We start from the raw sequence: 12,606 nt of genomic DNA on the forward strand, positions 1-12,606 counted from the left end.
CGCGTGGCGCCGGCTCGATGGATTTCACTGTCCGCAGAACATCCACGGATTTAACCACAGCGACGCATGTTTGACCTCACGCCCAAGCATAAGTATCTGGTTGGCATCGACTCGGACGGCTGTGCCTTCGACACGATGGAGCTGAAGCATAAAGAATGCTTCATCCCGAACATCATCAACAGCTACGAGCTGCAGGGCGTGAGCAAGTACGCCCGCGAGGCAGCCGAGTTCGTCAACCTGTATTCGAAGAGCCGGGGGATCAATCGCTTTCCGGCGCTCATTGAAACGCTCGAATGGCTGCAAAAGCGGCCCGAGGTGACGGCGCGCGGCATCAAGATTCGTGTGCCCGACGGACTGGTCGCGTGGTTGAAAGTGGAAACGAAGCAGGCGAACCCAGCGTTATCCGCGGCGGTGGAAAAAAGCGGCGACGCGGACCTGCGGCAGGCCCTTGCCTGGTCGAAAGCCGTGAACGAGACGATCGCCAACGTGGTCCGCGGCGTCCCCCCCTTCCCTTTCGTGCGCGAATGCCTGGAAAAGCTGCAGGGCAAGGCGGACGTGCTCGTCGTGTCGGCCACGCCGAACGAGGCGCTTGTGCGTGAATGGGAGGAGCACGGCCTCGATAAGTACGTGGCGGCAATTTGCGGCCAGGAAATCGGCACCAAGAAAGAAACGCTAGCCAACGCCGCCAAGTATGCGGCGAACCATACGCTGATGATCGGCGACGCGCCGGGCGACCATAAGGCGGCCATCGCGAACCATGCGCTGTTCTTCCCGATCAACCCGGGCGCCGAGGAAGCAAGCTGGCGACGCCTGTACGAAGAAGGCATCGATCGCTTCTTCGCCGGCACCTTCGCCGGCGACTATCAGCAAAAGCTGCTCGACGAGTTCGACAAATGCCTGCCGGAACACCCGCCCTGGCAAAAGCGCTAGGAACGGATCACCGAATATCGCAGCGCTACGCGTCAACTGACTACTGTCTACCGACTACTGACTACTGCTACTACCATGAAAGAAACTTGCGACATCGGCCTGATGGGCCTGGCCGTGATGGGCGAGAACCTGGCCCTGAACATCGAAAGCCGGGGCTTCAAGATCGCCGTCTTCAACCGCACGACCAAGGTGGTCGACGAGTTCGTGGCCGGCCGCGGCGCCGGCAAGCAGGTCGTGGGCGTCCATACGATCGAGGACCTCGTCGCCAGCCTGAAGCGGCCACGCAAGGTCATGATGATGATCAAGGCTGGTCCGGCGCTGGACGAGGTGATCGACCACCTGATTCCGCTCCTGGCGCCCGGCGACGTGATCATCGACGGCGGCAACACGCACTATGCCGACACCGAGCGGCGCACGCGCTACGTCGAATCGAAAGGCTTGCTGTACATCGGCACGGGCGTCTCGGGAGGCGAAGAAGGCGCGCTCAAAGGACCGAGCATGATGCCCGGCGGCAGTCAGGCGGCCTGGCCGCTGGTGAAGCCGATCTTCCAGGCGATCGCCGCCAAGGTCGGCCCCAAGAACGATATTCCGTGCTGCGAATGGGTGGGCCCGCGCGGCGCCGGCCATTACGTAAAGATGGTGCACAACGGCATCGAGTACGGCGACATGCAGTTGATCTGCGAAGCGTACGCGCTCTTGAAGAACGTGCTCAATCTCTCGAACGACGAGTTGTACGACGTCTTCGCCGAATGGAATCGGGGCGAGTTGGACAGCTATCTGATCGAAATCACGCGCGACATCTTCAGCGTCAAAGACGATCAGACCGGCAACAGCCTGGTCGATATGGTCCTCGATACCGCGGGCGCCAAGGGGACCGGCAAGTGGATGAGCCAATTGGCGCTTGACCTGGGCGTGCCCAGTACACTGGTGACCGAGGCCGTGTACGCCCGCTCGCTGTCGGCCCTCAAAGAGCAGCGCGTGCATGCGAGCAAAGTGCTGCCCGGCCCGACGGCAAAGTACAGCGGCGACCGCAAGAAGTTCGTCGAGCAGGTGCGGCAAGCACTCTACGCGGCCAAGATTTGCAGCTACGCCCAGGGCTTCGTGCAAATGCGCGCGGCCGCCAAGGAGCACGACTGGCCACTCGATTACGGCAACATCGCGATGTTATGGCGCGGCGGGTGCATCATTCGGGCCCGCTTCTTGGACCGCATCAAGGAAGCCTTCGACGCCGACAAGGCGCTCGAGAATCTGCTGCTCGCTCCGTATTTCACCAAGGTCGTTTCGAACTCGCAGGAAGCGTGGCGCCACGTGGCAGCCACGGCGATCGAGTTGGGAGTGGCAGTGCCGGCCCTGACGACGGCGCTAACCTATTACGACGGCTACCGCAGCGAACGGCTGCCGGCCAACCTGTTGCAAGCGCAGCGCGACTACTTCGGCGCCCACACCTACAACCGAACCGATCGGCCTGGGACGTTCCACTCCGATTGGCTGGGCTTGCGCCGGCAGCCGCAGCAGTAGTCGCGCGGACTGATAACGTACTCTTCGATTCTTGCGACGCGGCGGCGATTGCCATGGCCAACGAATATCTCGACCAGTTGTTTGGACTTGCCGGGCAGGTGGCCGTCGTCACCGGCGGGACCGGCGTCCTGGGGGGCGCGCTCGCCGAAGGGCTGGCCCGGGCGGGCGCCGCGGTCGTCGTCGCCGGGCGAAATGCCGAGCGCGGGCAAGAGCGCGTGCGGTCCATCCAGGCCGCCGGCGGCACGGCGTCGTTCGTGCCGGTCGAAGTCAGTGAGCGGCTATCGGTCGAGTCACTGCTGGCCGCCGTGCTCGCACGGCATGGACGCGTCGACATGCTGATCAACGGCGCCGGAGTCAACGCGGCGAGTGCGTACCTTGACGTCGCAGACGAGGATTGGAACCGCGTCTTGGCGAGCAACCTCACGGCCGTACACCGGGGGTGCCAAATCTTTGGCCGACAGATGATCGAGTCAGGCACAGGGGGCGCGATCCTCAACATTGCCAGTGTGACGGCCGACAAGCCGCTGTCGCGCGTTTTCGCGTACTCGGCCACGAAGGCGGCCGTCGTCAACCTGACACGCAATGTGGCGCGCGAATTCGCACCGCACAACGTGCGAGTGAACGCCTTGTGCCCTGGCTTCTTCCCCGCCGAGCAGAATCGCAAGATCCTCGATGCCGAACGAACGGCAAACATCATGCAGCAGACGCCGATGGCCCGTTTTGGTAAGCCGGAAGAGTTAGTCGGCGCGACTCTGCTCTTACTGTCGCGCCAAGCCGGCAGCTTCATCACCGGCGCGACGTACTACGTCGACGGCGGCTTCACGGGGATGCGGCTGTAGCCGCCCTCGTCCATCCGCTTGAGCGGCAATGGAAAAACAAAAGCGACCGCTCGACGGTCGGCTTCTCGCACCGGTCGCCCATTTGGGCGAAGTACCGCGAAAAAGCCTACTGCCGAGCGGCCGCGTCGTGTGGGCCGCCTGAGGACCGCGCGGGCGCGGTCCTTAGTGGATTCTGACTACAAGGGATTTTGATCCCTCGAGAAGTTAGACCATGTCCTTCAGGTTCTTCAGAGCGCGGATGGCGACCTTGTTGTAGGCCGGACGCGCCTTGACGTCCATCAACTCTCCCGGCTTGAAGGGGTTGGGCACACCCTTCTTCGCAGGACGAGCGGGAACCTTCTTCTTCGTGATCTTGACCAGGCCAGGAATGCCGAAGACACCCGGACCACGATTGCTGAGCGCCTTGCGCACTTCGCCGGCGAGGGCTTCCAGAACAGCCGAGACGTCCTTGCGGCTCACGTCGGTCGCGGACGAAATGTTGTTCAGGATCTCGCTCTTGCTCGGTGCTTTCTTGGCAGCGGTTGCGGCTTTCGCCATGACTGGGTGAACCTCCTTGCAAATGGGTAGGTAATGGGCTTTTGACCGCCGCGGCGGCGGTCGTGACTGATTAAAAATAGACTAAAACAAAAAAGCAACCCAAAAAACCCGGGTTTTTTTCAAGAAAGTGGCAAATTTCCCGGGAAATAAGCCATTTCAGCGTGCAAAATCGGCGTGAACCAGCGCACGCACGCGCCGCAAAAGGCGCACAACACGCACGACCGTCCGCGCGAGTGGTGATGATTTGTGCCGAGCGCGGGTGGGGTTGAGAAAGGCAAATTCGCTCTCCTGTCCCCCTCCTCACCCACACGCGCCGGTCGGCAAGCTTGGCTGGCGGCCGCGTAGGCAGGAGCGATCCTCCTGCGGCGATACGGTTGTGGAGCGCAGGTGTCTGGTTCATGCCCGCCGCGTAGGCGTACGCGACGTCGCTCGAAGGAAACGGGCCGAACATGTCGGTCGCACCGGTCGTAAGCGCTTCGGAGCGCGCTGGCCGGGGGTCGAGAAACTTGCTGGACCAGTGCTCTTCATGTAAGATATTGCTAAGGCTTGTCTTACGACGTGCCGGTAGCGGCGCCAGCTTACCTGCAGGGCTTCTGGACCCGGCGCCGCGCTCGGTTTTTCTCCGCGCGGAGCGAGAACTCGAGTGCCGTGAAACCTATCTAACCCTTACGGAGTCGGGGAGCGGTAGTTGGCGGAACATTGAGCACGCCCAGCTAGGCACACATCGGCGTGGTTCGGCGAACGCGTTCGTCGACCACGACACAGCTTGACCAGCAAGAACGGGCCTTGATCGGCAGGAAAGGGAAGGCGCATGGATCATGGTGGATACAGGGGCTGGCGAGCTCTTTGCGTCCTGGCCCTCTTCGTAGCGCTACTGGACGGCGGCGGGTATTTGCTGGCCGAGGAACCGGCGGCTGCGGACCCTTTCGGTACCGAGAAGCCCGCAGAGAAGCCTGCTCAGGCGGACAAAGCCAAGCGGGAGCCGGCCCCTGCCAAGACTCCGCCGCAGGCCGAACCTCCCAAGGTCCGTCCGCTGCCGGGCCAGCTTCAGATGCGCGGCGGCGCCGTGCCGCTGATCCGCGGTCGCATCGCCATCGGCCGGCCTGACGCAGTAGACGACGACCCGATCTTTTTTCCCGCCGATCGCGCCACCTTGCAACGACTGTCCAAAGCCGAGGAGCTGCTGAAGGAAAAGCGATTCGGCGAAGCCGTGCGACTGCTGGGCGACATCCTCGAAGCGCCGGAAGACTTCTTCTTTCAGCCGAAGCGCGACGAGCCGATCCACCGCAGCCTGAAGGCCGAGGCGCAGCGCTTGATCGGCGAACTACCGGCCGAGGGGCGCGAAGCGTACGAATTGCTGTTTGGCGAGATGGCACGCCGGAGTCTCGACGGTGCGGTTGCCAGCGGCGACACCTCGGCGCTAACCGAAGTGTCGCGCCGCTTTTTCCACACGAGTGCCGGCTACGAAGCGACCTACCTGCTCGCCGCTCAGCAGATCGATCACGGTCAGCCGCTGGCCGCGGCGCTGTCGTTGAAAAGATTGCAAGGCACGCCGGCCGGTGCGAAGTTCGAGCCGGCGTTGTCCGTCAAGCTGGCGGCTTGCTGGTTGCAGGCTGGCATGAGCGACAACGCGCGCGAAACGCTCTCCCAGCTCCTCCAGCAGGATCGGGCGCAGCGAGTGATTCTCGCCGGCAAGGAAGTGCCGCTGTTCCATCGCGATGACGAAGCCTTGAGCTGGTTGGCACAGGTGGCCCACGTCGAATCCACGACGCCGGTCGACGGCAGCGACCAATGGCCGATGTACCGAGGTAGCGCCAGCCGCAACACGATTTCCAGCGGCAGCAGCCCGTTGCTGAGCCGCCGCTGGGCGATTCCGACTTCCGACACGTTCGGCCCACCGGTCGAGGAGATGGTCCGGCAACTGCGCGAAACGTCGCAGGATCAGGGGAGCCTGCTCTTGTGCAGCTTGCACCCGCTGGCCGTGAAGGACCTGGTACTCATGCGCACGGTCGGCGGATTGTTGGCGGTCAATTTCACGACGGGAAAACGCGTCTGGCCGGGCCCGGTCGACGAATCGATACGCCACTTGCTCGATCCGGGCGCCCCTTCGCACTCGATCAATCAGCCGATGCGCGTCGGCGCCGCGCGGCAGGTGCCGAATCCGGCGCTGGCGAATGGTCCGCGCTGGCTCAGCCATCGGCTGTATGAGGACACGACGTACGGCACGATGAGCAGCGACGGTCTGCGCGTCTTTTGCATTGAGGACCTCGACTCCGGCCTGGGCGTGACCGACCAATGGCAGGTTGTGAACCCCAACGGCCGCCGCGTAACGCAAACCGTCGGTGCGCGATCGTTCAATCGCCTGGCGGCCTACGACATTGCCACCGAGGGAAAATTGAAATGGGAAGCGGGCGGCCCGCTCGGCGAGCCACAGTCGGAGCTGGCCGGCGCGTTCTTTCTAGGACCACCGCTTCCGCTGGCCGACAAGGTCTACGCACTCTCGGAGCTCAAGGGTGAAATTCGCCTCGTGGCGCTCGATGCGGCGACCGGCAAGGTCGAGTGGACGCAGCAACTGGCCGTGCTGGAAACCATTCTGGGCGCCGAGCAGGTGCGCCGCTCGGCCGGTTTGTGCCCGTCGTATTCCGACGGTGTCCTGGTCTGTCCGACGGCCGCCGGAGCCGTCGTAGCGCTCGACCTCACCACGCGCTCGCTCTTGTGGGGTTACCAATACGCGCGCAATGACGGCAACGCGCCGGAAGCAGTGCGCTTGGGCATGATCCGCAATCCGGCGCTGGCCGCCAACAACGTCGGCAACGGACAGCGCTGGACCGACGCCAGCGTCACGATTGCCGCCGGACACGTGCTGCTCACGCCGCCGGAATCGAATCAGCTCCACTGCCTGAACCTGCTTGATGGCAAGCTGCTGTGGCAAAAGCCGCGCGACGACGGGCTTTACGTCGGCTGCGTTCATGAAGACAAGGTTCTCGTGATCGGCCGGAATTCGCTCCGAGCATTGGCTCTGCGCGACGGTTCGTCGTGCTGGAACGAAGCCTCGTTGCCGCTGCCGGTGGGCAGCATTCCGACGGGCCGCGGCTTTTTTAACGGTAAGCGCTATCACCTGCCGCTCAGCACCGCCGAGGTAGCGGCCATCGACGTCACGACCGGGCAGATCGTGGCCCGCTCGAAGTCGCGGACCGGCACCGTCCCCGGCAATTTGATTTGCCATCGGGGGGCGGTGATCTCGCAAAGCGTCGACGTGATCGAGCGATTCGACCAGCGCGACGATCTTTGGCAGCAGATCGGCGCCGCGATCGAAGCCGATCCCAAGGATGCCGCGGCGCTAGCGCGGCGCGGCGAATTGCTCTTGGACGAAGGGAACTTCCGCAAAGCCACCGAAGACCTGCGGACGTCGTTCGATATCGCGCCGGACGCCCGCACCCGCGACCTGCTGGTCGATGCGCTGCTCGAGGGTTTGCGGGCCGACTTCCCCGCCTACCGTGACCAGTTGGCTGACATCGAAAAACTCATCGATCAGTCGGCGCAGCGGGGCGAGTTTCTGCGGTTGGTGGCCGTCGGCTGGCAAAAGGCAGGCAACGTGCCGGCAGCGTTTGACGCCTACATGAACATCGCCAGTTTGGGAGCAAATGCCAACGATCTGGAACGAGTGGACCACGTGCTGTCGGTCCGTCGCGATCGCTGGGTGCAGGCGCGGCTGAAGGAATTGCTCGAGGCCGCCTCGCCCGCCGATCGCGCCGCGATGGAGAAAACGATCGAGGAGCGACTGGCGACGGCCGTGCAAGCCGCCGGCCCGATCCCGCTGCGCACGTTCCTGACCTATTACGGAACGCTACCTATCGGAGACGTCGCCCGCGAAGCTTTGGTGGCGCGACTGGAGGAAGAAGGATCCTTCGCCGAAGCCGAGCAACTGCTGCGGCGGCTGGAGGCCTCGGGCGACCCGCGCCGGGCGGCCCGCGCCACGGCGCAGTACGCGGCCCTGTTGCAGTCGGCCAAGCGCTACGACGATGCGGCGATCTACTACCGGCGATTGGCCGATCGCTTCGCCGACGAGGAGTGCCTGGACGGCAAATCGGGACGGCAGATCGTCGAAGCGCTGCCGGAGAAATCCGATGTGAACAGGCTGCTGGCGATGACGAACCCCTGGCCCGTCGGGGTCGTCGAGCGCGAGGAAGGCAAGAGCCCGGTGGGCGTGGTAACGCGTCACTTCGCGTTGGATTTAAGCGGCCCGCTCGCTCCTTTTTATGACAATTCGACCCTCTGCGTGGATCAGCAGCAGCAATCGTTGGTCGGGTTCGATGGGGTCGGCCGTGAACGTTGGCGCGTGCCGCTTCGTGATACGACCTCGAACAATAACAACAACCACACGTTCTTCGGCAACGGCCAGATGAACCCGGCCCGGGTTAGCGGCCACGTCGTGCTCGTATCGATGGGTTACCAGGTTTTGGCGATCGACACCTTGGGCGGTCCCGGGACGGACGGCGCCCGCGTCTTGTGGCGGCACGACTTGATCGATCGCGCTCCGGCGGTCCCCTTTCAGCCGCAGCCGCACGTCATTCAAGTTCCGTGGGCGGTCCCGCGCCTGGTGGTAGCCGATCAATTGGGGCGCCCGCTGGGGAGCATCGGCCCGATCACGCCGGAGTTGGCCTGCTACCAGCGTATGCGTTCGGTGATTGCGGTACATCCGCTGACCGGTGAATCGCAATGGACGCGCAGCGACACCGAACCGGGCAGCGACATCTTCGGCGACGACGAAATGCTGTTCATCGTGGCGCCCAACAGCGAAGACGCCCTGGTCGTGCGTGCTCTGGACGGCTGCGAGTTGGGACGACGCAAAGTCGCCGCTTCGCCGCAGCGCATGCTGACCATGGGGCGGCGTGTGGTGAGCTGGGTCCTCGAGCGTGGCCACGTCACGCTGGAAGTCAAGGACGCGTGGGCGGAAAAGTCCATCTGGCAGCGCCAGTTCCATGCCAACGCCAAAGCCTGGGTCGTTCACGACGAGGCGGTGGGCGTGATGACGCCCGACGGCAAGTTCACACTCTTGAACCTGGCCGATGGCCAGGCGCTCGTCGACGAAAAACTCGATGCCGAACTGAACTTGAGCGAGATTTACGTGCTCCGCAGCCCCGACCAGTACATCCTGGCCACGAACCGGCCCATTCAGGTCCGCAACAACATCAATCGCCAGCCCGTCACCAGCAGCATCGGCAATCCTTTGATCACGGGGCACGTGCATTTCTTCGACCGCTCGTCGGGCAAGAAGATCGGCTCGCTGGAGGTCGATCGTCAGGGTTTGCTCCTTAGCCAACCCGCGTCGCTGCCCGTGCTGACCTTCGCCACGCACGTCTATGACCAGCGGAAAAACCGCTCACAAAACGTCGAGGCGGAATTGCTGTTCGTCGACAAGCGTACGGCCAAAATCGTCCACGAGGAAAAGCTGGCGCAGCCGGTTCAGCAGGGAATAGATATCTCGGGCGATCCAGAACTTCACGAAGTACTGGTCCGCGCCCATGGTGTCTCGCTGCGGTTGAAGTTCACCGGAAAGCCTCTGGCTGATGAAGCCGCGGCTCCCGCCAGCAACGATGACGCGAAGGAGTCCGACACCGCGCGCGCCGGCAAGGCCGTCATGCGCGGGTTCCAGAATTGGCTGCAGATCCTGGCTCCTCGACCACAATCGCCGGGGCCTCAACCGCAGGTGCCGAAGCCGGCGGCGCCCATGGGGGAGGCACCAAAATGAAGTCGTTACGATTGCTGCTTTGTGCCCTGGTGGGCGTTGTGCTCGGTGACGCGTCCTTACCTCCGCGCGCCGCGGCCGAACCAATCAACGATCCCAAGGTGCGCGCCGCCATTCATCGCGGCCTGGATTGGATCGCGAATTCCCAATCGCGGTTGGGCCACTGGTCGGCCAACGATGGTCGCTACTCGACGGCCATGACGGCCCTGGCGGGCATGGCTCTCTTGGCCGAGGGGTCGACCACCACGCAAGGCAAATACGCCCCCAACATTCGCCGCGCCGTCGATTACCTGGTTAGTCGGGCGCGCCCCAACGGGCTGATCGGCGAGCAGCGCGACGACCGCTATACCTACGGGCACGGCTACTCGATGCTCTTCCTCTCGCAGGTGCTGGGGGAGGAAGAGGATCTGGACCGCCGCGAAACATTGATCGAGGTCCTCACCAAAGCCGTGCAATTCACGGGTGAAGCCCAGACACAGGCCGGCGGTTGGGGCTACGTGAGCGCCAAGGACGGGCACGATTTCGACGAAGGGTCGACCACGATCACGCAAGTGCAGGGATTGCGCGGCTGCCGCAATGCCGGCATACCCGTGCCAAAAGAGATTATCGACAAGGCCATTAAATACATCCGGCAATGCACCCTGCCGGATGGAGGCGTGCAGTACAGTTCGAAGGGCGGTGGCGGCCGGCCGGCCATTACGGCGGCGGCCATCGCCTGTTTGTTCAATGCCGGAGATTACGACAGCGAGTACGTGCCCAAGCTGTTGGAGTACGCCAATCGGAACCTGGCGAACATCGGCAACGAGGGTTTTGGCCATTGGCATTACGCTCATTACTACTACGCCCAAGTGAAATACCGCGAAGGGGGCAAGATCTGGTCCGAGTATCGTGACAAGATTTTCGGCCGCATCGTTTCGGAAGCGAGCCCCAACGGCTCCTGGAACCAGGGCTACATCGGCACGATCTACACCACGGCCATCAACTTGACGATCCTGCAGCTGGAAGACGCCATGCTGCCTATTTATCAACGCTAGAAGCGCCGCACTTAGACACCGCAGCACCTTGAGGAATCGTGCATGACCGCCGACAGGACATCCATGAGCGACGCGTCCGCCATCCGGCAATTGGGACAGGCGCGCGAGAAGATTCTGCAGCAGCTTTCCGAAGTGATCGTCGGTCAGCATGAGGTGATCGAGGAGCTGTTGATCTCGCTTTTCAGTCGCGGCCACTGCCTGCTGGAGGGGGTGCCGGGGCTCGCCAAGACGTTGATGATCAGCACGCTCAGCCGCACGCTCAACCTGTCCTTCAGCCGCATTCAGTTCACGCCCGACTTGATGCCGGCCGACATCACGGGCACCGAAATCCTGGAAGAGAACCGCTCCACGGGGGCCCGCGAATTCCGTTTCCTACAAGGTCCGCTGTTCGGCAACGTGATTCTGGCCGACGAAATCAATCGCACGCCGCCGAAGACGCAAGCTGCGCTTTTGGAAGCGATGCAAGAACGACAGATCACGGCCGGGCGGGTGCGGCACCGGCTGCCTGATCCGTTTTTCGTGCTGGCCACGCAGAACCCGATCGAACAGGAAGGAACGTATCCTCTGCCCGAGGCGCAGCAGGATCGCTTCATGTTCAAGGTGTACGTGAAGTACCCGTCGTTCCAGGAAGAATTCGAGATTGCCCGCCGCACTACGAGCACCGTAACCGACCACGTGGTGCCGGTGCTGACGGCCGAAGAGATCATGGCCCTGCAGCGGTTGGTGCGCGAGGTTCCGGTTTCGGACCACGTGGTGCGCTACGCCCTGTCGCTGGTCCGACAGACGCGCGTCCGCGAGCTGGGTGCGCCCGACTTCGTGCAGGACCAGTTGAACTGGGGCGCGGGGCCGCGGGCCGTGCAATTCCTGGTGCTGGGGGCCAAGGCGCGGGCCCTGCTGCACGGCCGCACGCACGTCACGACCGACGACATCCAGGCCCTGGCCAAACCGGTGTTGCGGCACCGGTTGATCGTGAACTTCGCGGCCGAAAGCGAAGGGGTCACCACGGACCACGTCATCCAACAACTGCTCGAAGTGACACCAACGAAGGAAGACGAACTGACCAATGACGTCCGCTTCCAAAAGATTTTTGCATCCTGAGGCGATCGCCCGTATCGCGCACCTGGAAGTGCGCGCGCGGCACGTCGTCGAAGGCTTTCTCTCCGGCATCCACCGCAGCCCCTACTTCGGTCAGTCGATCGAGTTCGTGCAGCACCGCGAATATACGCGCGGCGACGATCCGCGGCACATCGACTGGAAAGTGTGGGCCAAGCAAGACCGCTACTACGTCAAGCAGTTCGAGGAAGAGACGAACCTGCGCTGCACGCTGCTGGTCGATGTATCGGCCAGTATGCGGTACGGCTCGCAGCCGCTGAACAAGTACGCCTATGGCTGCACCATCGCGGCCAGCCTGGCGTATTTGCTGTTGCGCCAGCAGGATTCGGTGGGCTGCGTGTCGTTCGACGCCGCGGCGCGCGTCACGGTGCCGCCGCGCAGCAAGCGCACGCATCTGCAATCCATCATTCAAGCCCTGGAGGTCAGCGAGCCCGAGGAAAAAACCGATCTGTTCCGCGTCCTGCGGCACATGGCCGAGCAGGATCCGCGCCGCGGCATGGTCGTTTTGATCTCGGACCTGCTGGTCGACCGCAGCGGACTGTTCAAGGGGCTGCGACTGCTCAAGCAGCGCGGACATGACGTCCTGGTCTTTCACGTCATGGACGACGACGAGCTGGATTTCGAGTTCAACGGGCCGATGCGCTTCGACGGGCTCGAAACCGCCGATCGCTTGACCTGCAATCCCCGGGCACTGCGCGAAGGATATTTGCAAGCCTTGCAGACGTATCTCGACGAAGTACGGCGCGGCTGCGCGCAGCACGTCGTCGACTACGCGCTGGTGCGCACCAGCCAGCCCTTGGACGTCGCCCTCACCACCTACTTGAACAATCGCCTGGGCATGCACCACCGCAACTGAAAGATCGAATTCCTCGAAATAGTTCCAACT

At 63.2% G+C, this 12,606-nt stretch carries 8 protein-coding genes; 7 read left to right on the forward strand and 1 reads right to left on the reverse strand.

Features of this window, described 5'->3' with window-relative positions; genetic code table 11:
* Positions 1-66: 66 nt before the first annotated feature.
* The 3 genes from VHD36_06380 to VHD36_06390 all read left to right on the forward strand — a co-directional run bounded on the left by VHD36_06380 (position 67) and on the right by VHD36_06390 (position 3,287).
* Positions 67-930 (forward strand): HAD hydrolase-like protein, encoded by an 864-nt coding sequence (locus VHD36_06380; protein ID HVU86927.1) that lies wholly within the window; start codon positions 67-69, stop codon positions 928-930.
* A 75-nt stretch (positions 931-1,005) separates the two neighbouring features.
* On the forward strand, positions 1,006-2,448 hold the full coding sequence (gene gnd, locus VHD36_06385; GenBank protein ID HVU86928.1) for a decarboxylating NADP(+)-dependent phosphogluconate dehydrogenase: 1,443 nt from the start codon (positions 1,006-1,008) through the stop codon (positions 2,446-2,448).
* 53 nt (positions 2,449-2,501) lie between these two features.
* Positions 2,502-3,287 carry an SDR family oxidoreductase gene (locus VHD36_06390; GenBank protein ID HVU86929.1) on the forward strand — a complete coding sequence of 262 codons (786 nt, stop codon included), beginning with the start codon at positions 2,502-2,504 and terminating at the stop codon, positions 3,285-3,287.
* Positions 3,288-3,491: 204 nt separating this feature from the next.
* Here VHD36_06390 and VHD36_06395 read toward each other — a convergent pair whose 3' ends face one another.
* The gene (locus VHD36_06395; protein ID HVU86930.1) at positions 3,492-3,824 is read right to left on the reverse strand and encodes an HU family DNA-binding protein; all 333 of its coding nucleotides are present in this window, start codon (positions 3,822-3,824) and stop codon (positions 3,492-3,494) included.
* 811 nt (positions 3,825-4,635) lie between these two features.
* Here VHD36_06395 and VHD36_06400 point away from each other — a divergent pair.
* From VHD36_06400 to VHD36_06415, 4 genes are read left to right on the forward strand one after another with little or no spacing between them, the layout of a single operon-like run.
* Positions 4,636-9,576 (forward strand): PQQ-binding-like beta-propeller repeat protein, encoded by a 4,941-nt coding sequence (locus VHD36_06400; GenBank protein HVU86931.1) that lies wholly within the window; start codon positions 4,636-4,638, stop codon positions 9,574-9,576.
* Complete coding sequence (locus VHD36_06405; protein HVU86932.1) at positions 9,573-10,607, forward strand: prenyltransferase/squalene oxidase repeat-containing protein; 1,035 nt, start codon at positions 9,573-9,575, stop codon at positions 10,605-10,607. Before VHD36_06400 ends, VHD36_06405 begins: the two co-directional genes overlap by 4 nt.
* A 42-nt stretch (positions 10,608-10,649) precedes the next feature.
* Positions 10,650-11,705, forward strand: coding sequence for a MoxR family ATPase (locus tag VHD36_06410; protein ID HVU86933.1), 1,056 nt, complete (start codon positions 10,650-10,652; stop codon positions 11,703-11,705).
* On the forward strand, positions 11,671-12,576 hold the full coding sequence (locus VHD36_06415; protein HVU86934.1) for a DUF58 domain-containing protein: 906 nt from the start codon (positions 11,671-11,673) through the stop codon (positions 12,574-12,576). The genes VHD36_06410 and VHD36_06415 overlap by 35 nt, the downstream gene beginning before the upstream one ends.
* Positions 12,577-12,606 lie beyond the last annotated feature (30 nt).

It is taken from the genome of Pirellulales bacterium, from assembly GCA_035546535.1.
In the GTDB taxonomy this organism is placed as follows: Bacteria; Planctomycetota; Planctomycetia; order Pirellulales; family JACPPG01; genus JACPPG01.